This is a genomic window from Burkholderia sp. 4M9327F10, assembly GCF_005503145.1.
GTDB lineage: Bacteria > Pseudomonadota > Gammaproteobacteria > Burkholderiales > Burkholderiaceae > Paraburkholderia.
In genome coordinates, this window is the sequence record NZ_SCNV01000003.1 from 100,035 (window position 1) to 118,180 (window position 18,146).

Here is an 18,146-nt window from a genome sequence, read left to right on the forward strand (position 1 = left end):
AAGTTAGCTTTAATGTCAAGCGTCCAGGAGAGCGAGATGAAGATTGGCGAGCTTGCGAGACTAAGCGGCCTTGCCGCCTCGCGAATCCGTTTCTACGAAGCGCATGGCTTGCTTCAGCCCGCACAGAGGCAAACCAACGGCTACCGCGAATATGATTCGGAGACGTTGACCCGGCTGGAGATCATCCGGCGTGCGCAAAGCGCGGGGTTTTCCCTGGAAGAAATTCGCGCGTTCTTACCGTCCGATCTGAATTCGTGGTCCCACGACACCCTGCTTCAGGCACTTCAGCGCAAGATCGGCGAGATCGAATCGCTGGAGCAGCATCTGGCACAGAGCAAGCGTCACCTGGCCGCGCTGGTTGAAGAGATCACGAACAGGTTGGAGGGCGAGGACTGCGAGGGGGCGGCAAGGCGCGTGCTCGACAAACTGCGTCAGGAGCCGGTTGGGCGATCGTCCAAGAAAGGGTATGCGCGTCCCGCAAGAATCAGATGAGGATGGCGAACCTTTTCGCGGCCTTTTTAAGCTTCGTCAACTTACCCCTGAGACTGACCCGCCTGCTTCGCAGGCATGGGCCCGAAAAACATCGCCGTGAACTTGTCACGTCCAATCAGGTGTGCCAGCTCAGCAAGGACACAGTAGTTGAGTATGAGCGTCACCAGCAGGAGCTGGATGGCCCAGAAGTGAGCCCAGTTGAGCTCGGCGAGCAACTTCTGGTTGGCCGAAAGCAGGTTGGGGGTCTCCTTCCAGTAATCGTATAGATGTTCAAGGTAATGCACGAACAGTGCCACCAACGTGTAGATCGCGGTCTTCCATCCGACATTCCATATCAACGGCTTTTCCGGAAAGCGATTGATGAACGGCAGCATGTTGGCGACCAGAACCGATTTACCGAGAATCAGGGCGGCGATGGTGACGGAGGCCGAGGTTGGCAGCGTGATGCCGGTGCCAACGGTGGTGAGCGTGCGAATGAGCGCGACAATGTGAAGGATGACGAAGAAAAAAATCGTGGGCGGCAAGATCTCCATGAATTCATGTTTGATCGTGGCGGTCAGCTTGCTCATGTTCCCCTCCCGGTGCACCCATTTCGCCTGTATCCGCTGGTTGCAGGAGATTTGATCCCACTGTGCGCAATGCAGCGTTGAACAAAACGGTGCTGCTGAGCCTACCGCGTTTGCCCGGCAGACACCGCCAGGGTTCCTACTGGCTTGTACCGTTTCGGGCCAGAGCGACAGCTGCATCGCGTTCTTTGGCCGCGGCGGCCTTCTTCTGATCGTATACTTTTCTTGCCGCAGCGACCTTCTTGTCATAGACGCGATTGGCCGCGGCGATCTGCTGATGCATTTGTACAATTGCATCGTTACTGCCGCCTTGCGTTGTCGCATCCGAGGCGCTTTGCGCCCAGCCCGTGGATGCAATGGATATGCTGCCCAACAGAGCCGCCACCATGAATTTCTTCATGTTTTTCTCCTGTTAATGAACAGATTGCGTTAGTGATCGCGATGCGACCGGAAGAAGTGGATTTTACGTAAGCATACGTTGTAACGTTGGCATATCAGTTTGTATAGCACTCACTCGCCACAGAAGCAACCCGTCGCACAAGGGCTGTCATGGCGTAGCGCTTTGTCTGCACGAATAACGGTTGAATCGGAACCCGGAACAATCGCCTCATTGACTATCAATATGATCAACAATTTACGTCATTGCCTCGAAAGCGCATGAGACAAAAGGCCGTGAAATGGCTGGATATTTATTTTGTATGAGATTTTCGAAATTATGATGCTCAATGTTTTGATAAATATATCGCCTATGCAATGAAATGCCTGTTCTTGCGGTTAAACAAGAAAATCGTCTACGATTAATCTTGTTGCTGGCCCTCATACCTCCAATGCGAGGAAGCGCAGTCTAATAAAATCGGGAGCGCTCATGATGTTCATCAAGTCCCTTCGCATTGCCGCATTGTTCGCTCTTCTGTTTGTCGCAGCCTGCTCGGACATGGGCGGGTCGTCCGGCAGCGCGTCGTCACGGGCCGACCTCGAACGGGACGCGCGCAAAGCGCTCAATACGTTGTACACCACAACGCCCCGGTCGAAGGAACTGGCCGCGCATTCGGTGGGGGTCCTCGTGTTTCCGGACATCCTGAAAGCCGGTCTTCTGGTTGGCGGCTCCGGCGGCAATGGCGTTCTGTTTGCGCCTGATGGACATGTGCTCGGCTACTACAATGTGACCTCGCTATCGTATGGGCTGCAGGCGGGCGCGCAGAGCTTTTCCGAAGCCATGGTGCTGATGAAACCATCGGCGCTCGACTACCTGAATAACACCAGTGACGGATGGTCGGTCGGCGCAGGACCAAGCGTAGTCGTTGCGGACTCAGGAATGGCATCAGACGTTTCAAGCACGACCGCGCGTTCCGATGTCTACGCGTTCATCTTCGGTCAGTCAGGCTTGATGGCTGGGCTCGGCGTGCAGGGCCAGAAAATCACCAGACAGAATCCTTGAGGTCATGCCGGTGAGGGCGTTGAAGTGATGGCGGGGCTGCAACCGCAAGAGCCACCGCCATCCTGACTTCTCTTTAGCGCGAGGCCTGCGGATCGGCATAAGTCGATTCCCAGCCCCCGCCGAGCGCCTTGCAGAGCGTGATGAGATTTGCCGCAGCGGTCGCCTTGCTTTGTTCAAGGTTGCTCTGGGCGTCGAGCAGTTGCTTCTGCACGTTCAGCACATCAAGATAGTCAAGTGCCCCGGCCTTGTAGCGCTGCTGCGCTACCGAGAGCGCCCGCTGGTTCAGGGCAACCACCGCCGTTAGCTTGTCGCGCCGCTGTTGCTCGGCGTCGTAGACCACCAGTGAGTCGTCCACCTCGCGCCAGGCGTCAAGTACAGTGCGCTTGTAGACGATTGCAGCTTCCTGTTGTTGCGCCTCGCGCAGTTGCAGCGTTCCCTTGAGGCGTCCGCCCTCGAAAATCGGCATCGTGATGGACGGTCCGACAACAAACTGTCCCGATGCCCAGTTGGCAAGACTCGAAAGCTGAAGACTCTGTAAGCCCGCGCTGCCGTTCAGCGTTATGCGCGGATAGAAGTCGGCCTTTGCCATGCCGATCGACGCCGTGGCCGCATGCAGTTGCGCTTCCGCCTGCCTGATATCGGGTCTGCGTTGCACAAGCTCGGACGGAAAGCCGATAGGCACCTGTCCAGGCAACTCGGGCACGTCCCGAGGCTCGTCGAGCGTTTGCTTGAGCGTGCCGGGTTCTTCGCCAAGCAACACGCCAATCGCGTTGATGGTGGTCTCGCAGCGCGATTCCAGCGTCGGAATCAGGCTTTCGATTGACGCTGCCTGCGCAGAAGCGTTGGCCACGTCCAGATCCGTCGTCACGCCTTGACGTGCCCGGACTTGCGTGAGCTTCTCGGTGTCGCGGGCAATCTCAAGGTTTTGCTTCGCGATCTGCAGCAACGCCTGGGTGTCGCGCAGCTCGATATAGTCTCGTGCCAGTTCGGCGCGGGCAGACAGCAGCACTGCGTTTCTATCTTCGTACGAAGCTTCGCTCAGGGCAGTAGCGGCTTCGACACCGCGTCGATTGCGGCCCCAGATATCGAGTTCCCATGAGGCATCGAAGCCGGCCTGATAGAGGTTGTAAGCCGGCGAACCCTTGGAGCCGGGCAACGGCGCCACACCCAGCGGTGTATCACCCGAAGCGGATTGCGACTGGCTGCCGGTTGGGCTGACCCCAAGCAGACCCAGAATGCCGTTCGGGCTTCCGCGCTCACGGTCATACGAGGCTGCGCCATCCAGCGTCGGATATTCCGCCGCGCCCGCAACGCGCTGTTCAGCCCGGCTTTGCCGCAGACGTGCCGACGCCGCGGCCACATCGAGGTTCGCAGCGGCCAGTTGCTGCTCGAGCGAGTTCAATGTGGAATCGTTAAAGAGCGTCCACCAGTCGGGATTGAAGCTGGACTCGACGGCCTTGCTCGGCGCTTGCGCAGATTGGGTGCGTTCAAAGACCTGTGGCGGCGGAGTGGTCGCAGGGCGTTCGAAATTCGGCCCGACGGTACAGCCCGCCATGACGAGGCACGCCAGTATTTCCAACACCAATGCGCGCAGGTAAATGTAGTTCGTCTTCATTTTTTCTCTCCCGTTTCGGGCTGGGTATCGCCATGCTGACCGAGGGCCACTTCCGTTTCGACGGAAAGTCCCACGCTCAACGCAGATGCTGCTTCTTGCCCCTGGTCAATAGCGATCTTGACCGGCACGCGTTGGACGATCTTCGTGAAGTTGCCGGTTGCGTTGTCGGGCGCGATAGGTGCGAAGCTCACGCCGGTTGCAGGGGCGAGACTTTCGACATGACCGCGAATCACCACGCCGGGCAAGCTGTCCACTTTGATCCGCACGCTTTCGCCGGGCCGCATCTTGGTGATCTGGTTTTCCTGGAAGTTGGCGACGACGTAGGCATCGGAGAGCGGCACGATCGCGAGCAGCGGCGCACCGGGTGTCACGAATGCGCCAACCCGCACGGAACGCCGTCCAACCTTGCCGTCGACCGGCGCGTGAATCTCCGTATAAGAAAGATTGAGCCTGGCCTGCTCGAGCGCCGCCTCGGCGCGTGCGAGCGCGCCGGCCGCCTTGTCCCGCTGGGTGCGCAGGATCTCCAGGTTCTGCTCAGTCGACGCCAGCGCGGCCTGATCGTGAGCCTGCTGCGCAAGCTGCTCGGCGAGCGTGCTCGAAGCGTGCTGTTGCTCCTGAGCCGTTCCCGCGCCGGCATCGGAGAGATTCTGGTACCGCGAGGCGTCTTCTCGTGCAAACGCGATGGATGCATCGTCGGCTTTAAGCGTTGCGCGGGCCTGGTCGACGAGCGAGGGCTGCCGCGCGATCTCGGCGTCGAAGTTCGCGACCGATGCCTTTGCCGCGGTGACGTCGGCTTCGGCACTCATCAACGCGGCCTTGAAATCACGGTCGTCGATACGCACCAGCAGTTGTCCGGCTTTGACCGACTGATTGTCGTCGACGAACACATCGGATATCTGGCCGGCAACACGCGGCGCCACGAGCGTGAAATCAGCCTCTACGTAGGCGTCGTTGGTGGATTCGGTATTCGAGCTGCCTACGAGGCTTGTACAAGCCCATGCGCCGACGCCGAGCGCAGCAGCCAGCGCGGCAACACGAATAATCTTGAGAGGAGAACGAGCAATGGATGACATGATTAACGTCCCTTAGTTGAAAGAGGGGGCGTGGTGTACCACGGCGGGTAAATCCGCACAGGTAGCACTGGCACGAGGAAAAGAAGGGCGATGGCAACACCTGCCATCACGCGATAGAGATCCGCCGAGGCCAGTACTACTGCCTGCACGTGGATCCGTTGTGCAAGTTCGCCGAGGCTGTGGGCCGCGTCGATGCTTTGGCTCGTCACAAGGGGGAAATTGCCCAGGTGGTCTACGAGCATGTTCGAGTGGAGACGTTCGCGATCCGTACCCAGCCCTTCGATGAGACCGGTGGCCGCAGCTGCGGAAAACGTCTTGAGCGTGTTGAACATCGCCGAAGCAAACGGCCCTTCGGTTGGCGGCAAGCCGGTTGTCACGCCCATCAGGATCGCCAGAATCACCATCGGTTGCGCGACGATCTGGATCGATTGAAGCAGGTAGAAGTTGTCGCGAATCCACTCGGACGTCATGAAGCTTCCCATCAGGCAAGTGCTCGCCATGAGGCACAATCCGATCGCCATCACCCAGCGGTGATCGACCCGCCGCATATTCAGCACGGCAGCGGTAAGCGGCAGCACGATCAGCAGCGGCAACGCCACCAGCAACGAGAGGGGGGCGGTTTGCAGCGGCCGGTAGCCATGAATCTTCGCGAGATACTGGCCGGGGATGGCAGCCACGCCGGCCAGCAGAATGACCGCGCCCGCGAGGGTGGTCAGTCCGTGCGAAAAGTTTCTGCGCGAAAGCATCTGCAGCTTGAAAAACGGCAGCGGGTGAAACCACTCGTTGGTGAAGAACGTCAACAGCAGCAGGCCGCCGCCAATGAACATCACGCGGATGAACCCGGAATTGAGCCAGTCGAGACGATCACCTTGCAGCAGTCCGATCACGAGCATCGCGACGGCGGGAAATCCCGTCACAAAGCCGGTCCAGTTGAAGGCCTTGAGCCGTTCGAGTTTGGGCTGATCTGCCGGAAGCCCCTGCTGGATTGCCAGGCAACTCAGGATGCCAAGCGGCACGATTTGCCAGAACGCCATTTGCCAGCCGACATACTCCGTCCACAACGCGGCGAGCGGTGTGCCGAGCGCCGGTCCAAAGGTGGCGGTGAGCGCATATCCGGCGAGCCCGTATAGCTTCACTTTGGGCGGAAGATAGCGCAGCGCCACGATGATCAACATCGGGGGAAGACATCCGCCGGCAATCCCCTGCAGGACGCGCAACATATAGAGTGCAGCCAGGTTCGGTGCGAACGGGCAAAGGAGCCCGAACAACATGGTTGCAATCACGGCGCCGATCGTAAATCGCTTGAGCGTGAACGTGATCCCGAACCACGGGGCAAACACCATCGAGGCGACATTCGCTCCCTCGAACAGCGTGGTCAGCCAGGTGCCGTCGTCATGTCCAATCGAGAGGGCGCCTTGAATATCCGCCAGCGACTGTGCCGTGACCTGTTCGTTGAGAATCGCGAGCAGCGACGCCAGCAGCATTCCGACAAGGCCGATCGCGAGACGAAGCGAAAGCGCCTGCGCGGCTGCGGCTTGCGGCGGAGCACTGGGCGCCGGGGCTTGCGCCGACGCCGGTGCCGGCACGGGCACGGGCAACGGCGACTCTACGACGGTCGGCGTGTCCGCTCCAGTGGTTAAATAGTTGCCTGTTGTCATAAGAGTCTCGTTGCAAGTGATATTGAATAGGTAACCTAAATATTGGCGTTGGAATCCGAAGGAAAAAAGCGAGTGCTCCAACGCCAATTAAGGAGTCTGGCCGTTTCAGGCCTTCTGTTCTGCCTCTTTAAAGTATTGCGGTGCTTCCCGGCGATCGAACATTCCATATTCCCTGATAATGCGGACGTTGCGCAGGCGCAAGCCATCAGCGGTTGCCACGTTGAGGTTAAATGCTTCAGTTGCCGCCTGGTCGCGCCACGTCACCACTGCGATGACATCGCCAGGCGCCATCAATGCATCGAACACGTCCCACGAAACGAGGCCGGGGGCGTCTGGATCGATTCCCAGTGATTTCGCCAGCGCTTCTGCGCTAGTTTGCTTGACCCACTCCGGCGGGAATTTCCCGTCATGCAGTGTCACCGCCGTGCCTTGTCCCACTTCGGTGACATCCAGGCGCTGCTCGAGCAGAACCTGTCCCGCGGGGACATGGGTATCGCTGACGGTCTGCCCAATGCGCAGGCGATAGTCGGAAAAGACGCGATCGCGCGCGGCTTGCATGATCTTGTGGTGCTTCTCCTGACTGCGCCAGCGGATCAGCGACTTCTCGTCGCGCCAGCTCGACAGCGAAAGCAGCCATCCTTCGCGAGTGAGACTGGCATAGCGGTTGTTGTCGATAAACCCGTCGATTTTCTCGAGTTCGGGGCGCAGCATTTTGGCCATGCCGAGATAAGCATCGAACTGTTCAGGAATCGGGTGGACTTCGAGCATTGCGGTGAACATGTGTACCTCTATGGTTGGGTTAGCCTTGCGGCGTGTAGTAATTGTCGTGGAAAGCCTTAATTTTTCGTGGCCCGTGCGAGTTGATATTGGGCCAATGAGTGAACGATTTTTGCCAACTGGCGATTTGATGTCCTGATAACCTGCACCGGGTGAAAGAGTCTTTTTCGAAGCGGTTAAGCGAGGACTCGAATCATCACCGTGCGGACCGCAGCGCATAAAATGGCGTCTTGCAGATGAGTCAATCGGGATGGGAGGTGGAATGGACAAATTGCGTGAGATGGAGATTTTTGTGGCCATCGTCGAGCGGGGTAGCTTTACGGGCGCGGCCGAAAAAGTTGGCATGTCGGCGGCGGCGGTTTCGCGGGCGGTCAATTCGCTGGAGTCCCGTCTCGGCACGCATCTGCTCGCGCGGACAACCCGAAGCGTTCGTCCGACGGATGCAGGCATGACCTACCTCGAAGCCTGCCGCAAGGTGCTGGACGCCATCACGGATGCAGAAGCAAACATTGCGGCCGACCAGCTCAATCCGGTCGGTACGTTGACTGTTTCCGCGCCGGTCCTGTTTGGCCAGCGCTATGTGGCTCCGTTGGTCAACGCCTTTGCGCTACGTTATCCGGACGTGAATATCAATGCGGTGTATGTCGATCGAACCACGCGGCTTCTGGAGGAGGGCGTGGATATCGCTATCCGTATCGGCCATCTCGGAGACTCATCGACATTCGCGATGCCGTTGGGTTTTGTGCGGCGTAAAACATACGCGGCGCCTTCTTATATCGCGGCACATGGCGAACCGCTTCACCCCAGGGACCTGGCGCAGCATCAATGCGTATCCTTCACCGGGGTTTCCTCTCCGCTCGAGTGGGTGTTCAACGAGAACGGTTCGAGATTACCGGTCAGGCTCCAGCCTCGAATGATTGTCGATCTGGGGCCGGCTGCCGTTCTCGCCGCCGTCGACGGAGTGGGGATCATCCAGTTGCTGTCGTACCAGGCGGCGCCTGAGGTCGAGGCAGGCCGGCTTCAAGCTGTCCTGACATCATTCGAGCCCGAATCGACGCCGGTGAACCTGCTTCATGTGGAGCGGCGCAGCACCAGCGGGAAGATTCGCGCTTTCGTGGAATTCGCTACTGAGACGTTGCGCAAAAATGCGCACCTTCAGGACGCGGACGCTACGGCAACGCGGACTTCGCGGTAAGCGGACACGAGCGCATCGAGGTCGAAAGCCCTGTTCAGTCCACTTGGGTTGGGCAAGACCCACGCGCAAGCGCCGCCGAATGGTTCGGCTTGCAAGCCCCAGTGGATATCACGCGTGCCGGAGATTGCGGAGAGCGCCATCTTGCCAAGAAAGGCAATGTGCCGCGGCGCGTAGTGCTCTATCTTCTGCCGGAATGCATCCCCGGCCAGTTCAATCTCGGAGCGCGATAGCTCGGCGGCCTGCGCGGTGGCGCGCGGGACCACCGTAGTGAGGCCGCAGCCGTAGCGAAGCAGCGTGCGGTCGTCTTCGGGACGAATCTGTTCGGGCGTAAAACCGGCCAGATGCATGACTCGCCAGAACCGGTTGCCTCTGCCATCGAAGTGATGACCGCTCGACGCTGCACGCAGACCTGGATTGATTCCGCAAAATATCAGCGACAAACCCGGCTCGATGAGATCGGGGAGAGCCGGAAGGGAGTCAACCTCAGTCACAGAGAAAATACCCCTTGAAAATGGACCTGTTTGCTGCCGGCGTGGTGATTCGTTCAGGCCTGCTGGACCACGTCGCCACGGAATCGTTGGCGGTATTGTTTCGGCGTTACCTCTAGCCGCCGCGAGAAAGTCGTGCGCATATGCGTAGCGCTGCGAAAGCCGCATTTGAATGCGACGGTCTTTAACGGGGCGTCCGAGTCTTCGAGCAGCTTCCTCGCGGTGTCGACGCGAACCTGCTCGACAAACGCCGAAGGCGTCACCTTTGCATGCTTCGCAAATACGCGCGAAAAAGTCCGCCGGCTGACCGAAACGGCGCCGGCAAGCTCTTCGATTGAGAGCGCGTCGGTTATATGCTCGGTCACATAACGGTGCACCTTGCCGATAATCGGATCTTCGTCCCGCCCTGTTCCCATATACGGGCTGTACTGGGACTGGCCGCCTTCGCGCTGGATATAAACGACGAGACGTTTGGCGACACGCACCGCCAGTTCGTGCCCCCAGTCTTCCGCGACAAGCGAGAGGCACAGATCGATGCCGGCCGTCACGCCTGCCGAGGTAAAGAGCTGGCCGTCGCGAACGAAGATCTTGTCGGGCTGCACACGCGCCTGCGGAAACTCGTTGGCAAGTCGGCTCGCGTCCGCCCAGTGAGTCGTTACGTCCTTGCCGTCGAGCAGTCCCGCACGGGCAAGCACGAATGCACCCGTGCAGACAGAGCCGAATCGTGTTGCGTTTCTTGTCTGGTTTTGCAGCCACCCCAGAAACTCGTCGGGCTGTTGCACGTCGGGCAATTGCGGTCCGCCCGCGATCAGCAGCAGGTCCCATTTCGTGTCGATATCCGCATAGGCAAACGGCACGGAAAGCCCCATTCCGTTCGAGCAGATGACGTTGCCGGCTCGAAGCCCCACCAGAGAGACTTCATATTTCTGCTCAGCGGAAAGGAGCGTGTTTGCTTCCGCGAACACGTCGAGAGGGCCCGCAACATCGAGCGCCTGCACACCATCGAATATGACAATCGCGACTTTCATGCCGTGACCCTGGTGGAGTGAATGGGCCCGTTTCCGATGCCGGCGCTCCGCCTGGCTTGGCCCGAGCGACTCGGCCAGGCCCGCTAACCGGTATTCACGAGCGGTATCGCAGCTTACCGCAATGGCCCGAAAACAGGGACGCACTAGCCGGTAATTGTCTTTTGCGTCCGTGTAATGAGCCGCCTAGCGTCGCCCTCTGGCCCAAATTACACCTTATTTGGCCGGACATGGCGCCAACCACCGGTTTCCTCGCCCGGGCCGGCTGATTAGACTGGCTTGCATGAATGCGGCGAGGCGCACGGCCCTCGTTCGCAACCTGTTCACGGAGTAAAGGCACATGCATGTTGCGATGATGTTGTACGCGGGATTTCGGCTGCTCGAAGTGACCGGACCGATGGATGTTTTCCACGAAGCGAACCGCCTGTCCGGCGCAAGGTTCTATGAGCAGCATCTGGTGGGGCCGTTCCCGGGGCCGGTTCTCTGCTCGAACGGTGTGGCGGTGGATACGACCGAGTGTCTGCTGGATTTGAGTGCTTCACTCGATATCGTCGTCGTCCCAGGCTCTCCGCTCGCCAGTTCGGGGTCTGAGCATGGCGAACTGGTGGACTGGCTCAGCAATGCCGGACGCAGCGTGCGAAGGCTCGCGTCGGTGTCCAACGGCGCGTTTTTGCTCGCCCGTGCCGGTCTTGCCGACCATCGCGCGTTAGCCACGCATTGGCGCGACGCGCAGCGTCTTTCGGCTGAGCATCCGTTGGTACGCGTGACAGGCAAACAAGGCTACGTGAGGGATGGCAACCTGTACTCGTCGAGCGGCGTAAGTGATGGGATCCGGGTGGCTCTCGCTCTCGTCAGCGAGGATCTTGGCGCAGAGTTGGCAAGCCGCATTACGAAGTCATTGCAGAGCTGGTCATGACGCAAGGCTATCTGCTCCATGGCTGCCTCTCGCCCGATTGTTCAGCTTCTATCGGGGTACTTGACGAAAGCCATGGTTGACGAGAATTCAATTCATAAGGCGCTCGCAAACCCATTCCGGCGTGAGATCCTGCGCTGGCTGAAGACGCCAAACGATTACTTTGCGCGCGAACGCATCGATCTCGGTTGCGGAGTGCCGTCAAACGCTATTGTGGCGCGCAGCGGGCTGTCGCAATCTACCGTGTCGGCACACGTCGCGGCATTGGTCGAGGCGGGGCTGCTTGTTCCGACCCGCGTGGGCCAGTGGATGTTTCTGGCGCGAAACGAAGACGTGATTCGCGCCTTCGCGGAACAGATCAGGTCGAATCTGTAGCCGCTGGCCTCGCGATTCAAACGCAGTTCACTCCCCGCATTGCACATCCTTCTTGGGCACCACAATGATCACGGGGTAGGTGCCGTGCTCGAGTTCCACGCGTGCGACCACGGTCGTGGTCGTGCTGTCGCTGTCGTCGTACACGCTGACTTTGTCGTGGCTAAGCGTTGTGATGCCCGTACAGGCCGATGCACGACCCTCGTCCGAGATCTGGCATTGAATCGGGTTGTCGGCAATGTAGCGGTATTTGTCCCGGTCCGGGATGGAAAGGTATTCGCGAATGCTCTGCGCCGATCCACCCACGCCGGTGACATACCCCATGTCGCAATCCTGCCTGGGCGTATTGCCGCTCCCGGATGTCTGGGCGTACACGGTCGTGCCGGCGGTCGCGATGACCGCCACGAGTATGGATGCAAGAAGAGTTTTCATAGCGCAATTCATGGCTGCCGGATCGAAGTTCTGGATTGTAGCGGCATCTTGCCGATGTGGTCGGAGAGCGCACCGTGCCGGCGAGTGCAAGCGTGCGGGCGTGGCTTTCCCCAGCTCCCAGGAACATTACAGATTCGTCATGGACGCGTAACCGCAGCGCAAGCGACTGCGGCCCAGAATGGTTTCGTAGCCTCACTGCTACGTGGAGCCGGTGCCAGGCGTTGCAAGCGCGAGACCGGCACAACCTTTCTCAGGAGCCTCTCATGAAATCCATTCGTTATGCCGTGCTCGCCACCGTCGTTGGTGCAATGTTCTCGTTCGGTCAGGCAGCGTTCGCGCAGAGCGCGTATTCCGATGCCACCGCGACCACTCCCGCCGTTTCGCAGAATGCCGGCAAGACGCGTGCCGAGGTCCGCGCCGAGCTGGTCCAGGCCGAAGCACAAGGACTGGTGCCGATCTCGAAGAACGACTATCCGCCGACGCCGCTGACCATTGCCCGCAACCGCGCGGAATATCAGTCCAGCCATATGGATGATCACGTCATCAGCGCGTCGAACTAAAGGCATCTGCGGATGCTCAGCGGGCTGGAAAGTGCAGATGGAACTGCGTGGCGGTCGCGTCGCTCTCGACGCTGGCGCTGCCGCCGTGCAGTTCCATGATGGTCCGTACGATGGCGAGGCCGAGGCCGGTCGAATCGGAGGAATTGCTGCGCGATTCGTCTACGCGATAGAAGCGGTCGAAAAGCCGTGACAGATGTTCGGGCGCGATCGGATTGCCGGGATTGGCGACTGTAACGGTGACACCCTCCGGTGCCTCGTGTGCCGCAATGGAAACGGCCGCGCCGCGCGGCGTATAGCGTAGAGCGTTCGCCAGCAGGTTGCTGACGGCACGGCGAAACAGATCAATGTCGGCGTGTAACGTGCCGCTCGCATCGACCCGAATCGCAATGCCGGCGTCGTCGGCGATGCCTTCGAAGTATTCGGCCACACGCTGGAGCTCGTCCCGCACGGGAAAGTCGAGCGCGGTCATCATGTATTGCGGATTGTCGGCGCGAGCGAGAAATAGCACGTTCTCCACCATGCGCGACAAACGTTCGCATTCTTCGATATTCGACACCAGCACGGCCTCATATTCTTCGCTTGAGCGTGAGCGCGCGAGCGCTACCTCGCTCGCGCCACGCATGTTGCCAAGCGGCGTGCGCAGGTCGTGCGCGAGATCGGCGGTGTATTGCGAGAGCCGCTGGTAGCCAAGTTCGAGGCGCGCGAGCATCGAGTTCAGCGCTTCGGTCAGCGCTTCGAGTTCGAGTGGTGCGCGCCCGGACGGAATGCGGGTATCGAGTTTGCCTATGGTCACGTGAGCGGCGCTGCTGGCAATGTCGCGCAGCGGACGCAGCGATCTGCGCACGGCGAGATAGCCTAGTGCCGCTGCCGCAAGCAATGCGCAGAGTGTCGTGATGTAGAGCGTGTCGCGGTAGCCGGCGAGCAGGGCTTCGGGACCGCTCATCTCGCGTCCCACTACTGCGTCGACCACCGAGCCGTCGGTCAGCGCGATACCTGTGGCGACGCCGCGCATTGTCAGGCCGTCGGCGGTGCGCCACTCCTGCACGTCGTGTTCGACAATCCGGTTCGACGGCTTGACTTTCGGCAGCTCGCCAATGGCGAAGTGCGACGGATTACGCTCGAGCAGGACGCGCCCATTCGCATCCTGCATTCTCAGGAAGTAGGACTGGTTACCGAGCACGAGGCTATCGAGGCGGGACTCGTGAAGCGTAATGCCTTGCGGAGAGTCCAGCTCGCTGGCGAGGCGCCGCAGATGGCGGGCCGTCAGCACCAGTTCGAGGTCGGCCTGGGCGTGGATGCGCGCGGCCAGCGCCCGATACAGGATGCCGCCGCCGGCGCCGAACACCAGCACGGTGATGACGGCGAACCAGGCCGCGAGCCGTGCGGTCAGCGAGAGCCGCGGCATCATACGTCCTTCACTTCGAGCACGTAGCCGACGCCGCGCACGGTGTGCACCAGTTTGAGCGGATAGTTGTCGTCGATCTTCGAGCGCAAGCGGCGGATCGCCACGTCGACGACATTGGTGTCGCTATCGAAGTTCATGTCCCACACATAAGAGGCAATCTGCGTGCGGCTCAGGACTTCGCCGCTGCGCCGCGCCAGCAGATGCAGCAAGGCGAACTCACGCGGCGTGAGGTCGATGCGCTGGCCCGCACGCCGCACCTTGCGCTGGCTGGCGTTGATTTCGAGGTCGCCGATCGTCAGCGTGTCGCTCTCGCGGGCCTGGCCGCGGCGCGCCAGCGTGCGCACCCGGGCCAGCAACTCGACGAACGCGAACGGTTTGATCAGGTAGTCGTCGGCGCCGAGCTCCAGGCCGTGCACGCGGTCCTCGATCTCGTCGCGCGCTGTCAGAAACAACACCGGCGTATCCTTGCGGCCGCGCAATTGTTGCAGCACCTGCCAGCCGTCCATGCCGGGCAGCATCACGTCGAGCACGATCACGTCGTGCGATTCCTCGAGCGCCAGATGCAGGCCATCCACGCCATTGCGCGCCACGTCCACCACAAAGCCGGATTCCTCCAGGCCTTTCTTCAGGTAGTCGCCGGCCTTCGGTTCGTCTTCGATTACGAGGATCCTCATCGCAGTCGCCTTATTTCGGTTGGCATCGGTTTGCCGGAGGTTGCGGTTCGGCTTGTACTTCGCGGCTTGTACTTCGCGGCTTGCACTTCGTGGCCTGCACTTCGCCGATACGTTGATGATACCTGCGAGAAGCGCGCCAGTTCATTACGAGTTTGTCATCTGGACGCAATCCCGGCGCAAAGGCCGCCCTCATAGACTGCCGCCATTGTTCCCATTCAGGCGTGGTCTTCTCATGTGGATCGTCAAAGTCGCTCTTCGCCGTCCCTACACGTTTATCGTGCTGGCGCTGCTGCTCCTGATCATCGGGCCGCTGATGATCATGCGCACGCCCGTCGATATCTTTCCAAACATCGACATCCCCGTGATCAGCATCGTATGGAGCTACAACGGGATGACGTCTGAGGATATGGCGCATCGCATCATCGCGCCTTATGAGCGTGCCCTGACCTCGGATGTTGGCGATATCGAGCACATCGAATCACAGTCGCTCAACGGCGTGGCCGTCGTCAAGGTGTTCTTCCATCCCGGCGCGGACATCACGCGAGCCGAGACGGAAGCCTCGACGAGCGCCCAGTCGCTGCTGAAAGTCATGCCGCCCGGCACGCTGCCGCCCATGGTGCTGACGTTCAACGCGTCGACCGTGCCGATCATGGAACTGGCGCTGTCGAGCAAGACCCTGCCGGAACAGACGCTTTACGACCTCGGCAACAACTTCATTCGCACGCAACTGGCGACGGTGCAGGGCGCCGCGGTACCGATTCCGTACGGCGGCAAGGTACGCCAGATCATGGTCGATATCAACCCGCAGGCGATGCAGGCGAAGCACGTGACCCCTGCCGATGTGGTCAAGGCGGTCAATGCGCAGAACCTCGTGTTGCCGGGCGGCACGGCGAAGATCGGCACGTTCGAATACAACGTCGACATGAACGGTGCGGCGCTCTCGGTGGCGGAACTCAACAACCTGCCGGTGCGCACGCAACCGGACGGCACCGTGACGTATGTGCACGACGTCGCGACCGTGCGCGACGGCTATGCGCCGCAGACCAACATCGTGCGCCATGACGGCCAGCGGGCCGCGTTGCTCGAGGTGGAAAAGAGCGGCAGTGTCTCGACGCTCGATATCATTTCCAATATCAAGAGCCTGCTGCCGCGGATTCGCTCGCAGATGCCGACGGCCCTCAACATCCAGACCGTCACGGACGAGTCGGTCTTCGTCAAGGCGGCGGTGCAGGGCGTGATTCGCGAAGGCCTGATCGCCGCCGGCCTGACGGCGGTGATGATCCTGCTCTTTCTCGGCAGCTGGCGTGCGACGCTGATCATCGCGATCTCGATTCCGCTCGCCATGATTTCGTCGCTGATCATGTTGTCGGTGCTCGGCCAGACGATCAACATCATGACGCTCGGCGGTCTGGCGTTGGCGGTGGGGATTCTGGTCGACGACGCGACGGTTGCGATCGAGAACATGACCCATCACATCGAGCAGGGGCAGCCGTTATTACAGGCGATCCTTGAGGGTTCCGGCGAGATTGCCGTGCCTACCTTGATCTCGACGCTGTCGATCTGCATTGTCTTCGTACCGATGCTGCTGCTGTCCGGCGTCGCCCGCTATCTGTTCACGCCGCTCGCCGAAGCCGTGGTGTTCGCGATGCTCGCCTCGTATTTCCTGTCGCGCACGCTGGTGCCGACGCTGGCGATGTATCTGCTGCGCGGCGCTCACCCGACGGGTGAAGAGGGGGCTCACCCCGCACGGCCTGCGAACCGCCTGGTGCGCTTCCAGCAAGGCTTCGAGCGACGCTTCGAGGCGCTGCGCAGCCGCTACGAGCGGCTGTTGCAAGGGGCGCTCGCTGCACCGCGGCGTTTTATCGCGGTGTTCCTGATTGCGTGCATCGGCTCGCTTGCGCTGCTGCCGTTGCTTGGCCGCGATTTCTTTCCGCAAATCGACTCGGGGCAGATCCGCCTGCATATGCGGGCGAAGACCGGCACGCGTATCGAGCAGACGGCGCGCCTCGCGGATGAAATCGAGAACAGCATCCGCACGGTGATCCCAGCCAACGAACTGATGACCATCGTCGACAACATTGGCTTGCCGACCAGCGGCATCAACCTGTCGTATAGCAGTTCCGCGCCGATCGGCTCCGCTGATGCCGACATCCTGATCACGCTGAACGAGAAACACAAACCGACCGCGCAGTATGTGGTGAAGCTGCGGCAACTGCTTGGCGAGCGGTTCCCGGCGGTGACGTTCTCGTTCCTGCCGGCCGATATGGTCAGCCAGATTCTCAACTTTGGATTGCCGGCGCCAATCGACATCCAGGTGGTGGGTGTCAGTCTGGACGACAATCGCCGGTTCGCCGATGGGTTGATGGCGAAACTGCACAATGTCCCGGGACTCGTCGACCTGCGTATCCAGCAGCCCGCGGATGAGCCTGCGATCGCGGTCAACGTGGACCGCACCAAGGCGCTGCAAGCTGGCCTGCAGCAGCAGGATGTCGCGCAAAACCTGCTGATTGCGCTGTCCGGCAGTTCGCAGACCTCGCCGAACTTCTGGCTCAATCCGCAGAATGGTGTGAGCTATCCGGTGATGACGGAGATTCCGCAGTACGACGTCAACTCGCTGCAGGCGCTGGCCAATATTCCGCTGAGCGCGACGTTCACGCCGGGCACCGGCGGCTCGGGCAGCAACGCGGGCGGCGTCGACGGCATTCTTGGCTCGCTCGGCACGTTCTCGCGCACGACGCAGCAGGCGGTGGTGACGCACTACAACGTGCAACCGGTGATCGATATCTACGGCTCCGTGCAGGGGCGCGATCTGGGCGGAGTGGCATCGGACGTCTCGCGCATCGTCGACGCCGCTAAAGCGAACTTGCCGCGCGGTGCCCGGGTGGTGATTCGCGGCCAGGTCCAGACCATGCAGAGCTCGTTCAGCGGTTTGCTGGAGGGTATCGCCTTCGCGGTGCTGCTCGTGTACCTGCTGATGGTGATCAATTTCCAGTCGTGGATCGATCCGCTCGTGATCATCTGCGGTCTGCCGGGCGCCATGGCCGGCATCGTCTGGATGCTGTTCCTGACGCACACCACGCTGAGCGTGCCGGCGTTGACCGGCGCCATGATGTGTATCGGCGTGGCGACGGCCAACAGCATTCTTGTGGTGAGCTTTGCACGCGAGCGGCTGGCGCAAGGCATGGCGCCGCTGCAGGCGGCGCTCGCGGCTGGCGCCGGGCGCTTCCGTCCGGTGCTCATGACAGCGCTCGCCATGATGATCGGCATGGTGCCGATGGCCCTCGGCATGGGCGACGGCGGTGAGCAGAATGCGCCGCTTGGCCGTGCGGTCATCGGCGGTCTGATGATCGGCACGGTGGCGACGCTGATGTTCCTGCCCGTCGTCTTCTCGGTAGTGCATGGCTGGCTCGCGAAGCGTGCTCCACGCGGTCTCACGCAAGCCGAACTCGATCTTCTCAAATAA

18 protein-coding genes are annotated in these 18,146 nt (G+C 60.7%); 7 read left to right on the top strand and 11 right to left on the bottom strand.

Annotation, left to right across the window (positions count from 1 at the left end):
* The first annotated feature begins 36 nt into the window (after positions 1-36).
* Complete coding sequence (locus FFS45_RS04665) at positions 37-492, top strand: MerR family transcriptional regulator (RefSeq protein ID WP_137953546.1); 456 nt, start codon at positions 37-39, stop codon at positions 490-492.
* A 41-nt stretch (positions 493-533) separates the two neighbouring features.
* Here the strand turns inward: FFS45_RS04665 and FFS45_RS04670 are convergent, their stop codons facing one another.
* A complete protein-coding gene (locus FFS45_RS04670; protein ID WP_137953547.1) occupies positions 534-1,061 on the bottom strand; it encodes a hypothetical protein in 528 nt (175 codons plus the stop codon).
* A gap of 136 nt (positions 1,062-1,197) precedes the next feature.
* A complete protein-coding gene (locus FFS45_RS04675) occupies positions 1,198-1,458 on the bottom strand; it encodes a hypothetical protein (protein ID WP_137953548.1) in 261 nt (86 codons plus the stop codon).
* A gap of 465 nt (positions 1,459-1,923) precedes the next feature.
* Between FFS45_RS04675 and FFS45_RS04680 the strand changes: the two genes are divergently transcribed.
* The gene (locus FFS45_RS04680) at positions 1,924-2,496 is read left to right on the top strand and encodes a lipid-binding SYLF domain-containing protein (RefSeq protein ID WP_249362630.1); all 573 of its coding nucleotides are present in this window, start codon (positions 1,924-1,926) and stop codon (positions 2,494-2,496) included.
* Between the two features lie 73 nt (positions 2,497-2,569).
* Here the strand turns inward: FFS45_RS04680 and FFS45_RS04685 are convergent, their stop codons facing one another.
* The 4 genes from FFS45_RS04685 to FFS45_RS04700 form a co-directional block, all read right to left on the bottom strand.
* Positions 2,570-4,111, bottom strand: coding sequence for an efflux transporter outer membrane subunit (locus FFS45_RS04685; RefSeq protein WP_137953549.1), 1,542 nt, complete (start codon positions 4,109-4,111; stop codon positions 2,570-2,572).
* Positions 4,108-5,184, bottom strand: a complete 1,077-nt coding sequence (locus FFS45_RS04690) for an HlyD family secretion protein (RefSeq protein ID WP_137953550.1) — start codon at positions 5,182-5,184, stop codon at positions 4,108-4,110. The genes FFS45_RS04685 and FFS45_RS04690 overlap by 4 nt, the downstream gene beginning before the upstream one ends.
* 2 nt (positions 5,185-5,186) lie before the next feature.
* Positions 5,187-6,842 (bottom strand): MFS transporter, encoded by a 1,656-nt coding sequence (locus FFS45_RS04695; RefSeq protein ID WP_137953551.1) that lies wholly within the window; start codon positions 6,840-6,842, stop codon positions 5,187-5,189.
* A gap of 105 nt (positions 6,843-6,947) precedes the next feature.
* A complete protein-coding gene (locus FFS45_RS04700; RefSeq protein ID WP_137953552.1) occupies positions 6,948-7,622 on the bottom strand; it encodes an antibiotic biosynthesis monooxygenase in 675 nt (224 codons plus the stop codon).
* 259 nt (positions 7,623-7,881) lie between these two features.
* On the opposite strand from FFS45_RS04700, the gene FFS45_RS04705 reads away from it, so the two are divergent.
* A complete protein-coding gene (locus FFS45_RS04705) occupies positions 7,882-8,814 on the top strand; it encodes a LysR family transcriptional regulator (protein ID WP_137953553.1) in 933 nt (310 codons plus the stop codon).
* Here the strand turns inward: FFS45_RS04705 and mug are convergent.
* Positions 8,775-9,305, bottom strand: a complete 531-nt coding sequence (gene mug, locus FFS45_RS04710) for a G/U mismatch-specific DNA glycosylase (RefSeq protein ID WP_249362632.1) — start codon at positions 9,303-9,305, stop codon at positions 8,775-8,777. The two genes, FFS45_RS04705 and mug, sit on opposite strands and share 40 nt — an antisense overlap.
* A gap of 53 nt (positions 9,306-9,358) precedes the next feature.
* Positions 9,359-10,330, bottom strand: a complete 972-nt coding sequence (locus tag FFS45_RS04715) for a GlxA family transcriptional regulator (protein WP_137953555.1) — start codon at positions 10,328-10,330, stop codon at positions 9,359-9,361.
* Between the two features lie 337 nt (positions 10,331-10,667).
* Between FFS45_RS04715 and FFS45_RS04720 the strand changes: the two genes are divergently transcribed.
* Both FFS45_RS04720 and FFS45_RS04725 read left to right on the top strand, forming a co-directional pair.
* The gene (locus tag FFS45_RS04720; protein ID WP_137953556.1) at positions 10,668-11,243 is read left to right on the top strand and encodes an AraC family transcriptional regulator; all 576 of its coding nucleotides are present in this window, start codon (positions 10,668-10,670) and stop codon (positions 11,241-11,243) included.
* A gap of 72 nt (positions 11,244-11,315) precedes the next feature.
* Positions 11,316-11,615: a helix-turn-helix domain-containing protein gene (locus FFS45_RS04725; RefSeq protein WP_137953557.1), complete on the top strand. Its 300-nt coding sequence runs from the start codon at positions 11,316-11,318 to the stop codon at positions 11,613-11,615.
* A gap of 27 nt (positions 11,616-11,642) precedes the next feature.
* On the opposite strand, the gene FFS45_RS04730 is transcribed toward FFS45_RS04725, so the two are convergent.
* On the bottom strand, positions 11,643-12,044 hold the full coding sequence (locus tag FFS45_RS04730; protein ID WP_137953558.1) for a hypothetical protein: 402 nt from the start codon (positions 12,042-12,044) through the stop codon (positions 11,643-11,645).
* Between the two features lie 263 nt (positions 12,045-12,307).
* Here FFS45_RS04730 and FFS45_RS04735 point away from each other — a divergent pair, with 263 nt between their 5' ends.
* A complete protein-coding gene (locus FFS45_RS04735) occupies positions 12,308-12,604 on the top strand; it encodes a DUF4148 domain-containing protein (RefSeq protein WP_137953559.1) in 297 nt (98 codons plus the stop codon).
* Positions 12,605-12,620: 16 nt separating this feature from the next.
* On the opposite strand, the gene FFS45_RS04740 is transcribed toward FFS45_RS04735, so the two are convergent.
* Positions 12,621-14,012: a heavy metal sensor histidine kinase gene (locus FFS45_RS04740; RefSeq protein ID WP_249362634.1), complete on the bottom strand. Its 1,392-nt coding sequence runs from the start codon at positions 14,010-14,012 to the stop codon at positions 12,621-12,623.
* Positions 14,009-14,683 (bottom strand): heavy metal response regulator transcription factor, encoded by a 675-nt coding sequence (locus FFS45_RS04745; protein WP_137953560.1) that lies wholly within the window; start codon positions 14,681-14,683, stop codon positions 14,009-14,011. Before FFS45_RS04745 ends, FFS45_RS04740 begins: the two co-directional genes overlap by 4 nt.
* A gap of 232 nt (positions 14,684-14,915) precedes the next feature.
* Between FFS45_RS04745 and FFS45_RS04750 the strand changes: the two genes are divergently transcribed.
* Positions 14,916-18,146 carry an efflux RND transporter permease subunit gene (locus FFS45_RS04750; RefSeq protein WP_137953561.1) on the top strand — a complete coding sequence of 1,077 codons (3,231 nt, stop codon included), beginning with the start codon at positions 14,916-14,918 and terminating at the stop codon, positions 18,144-18,146.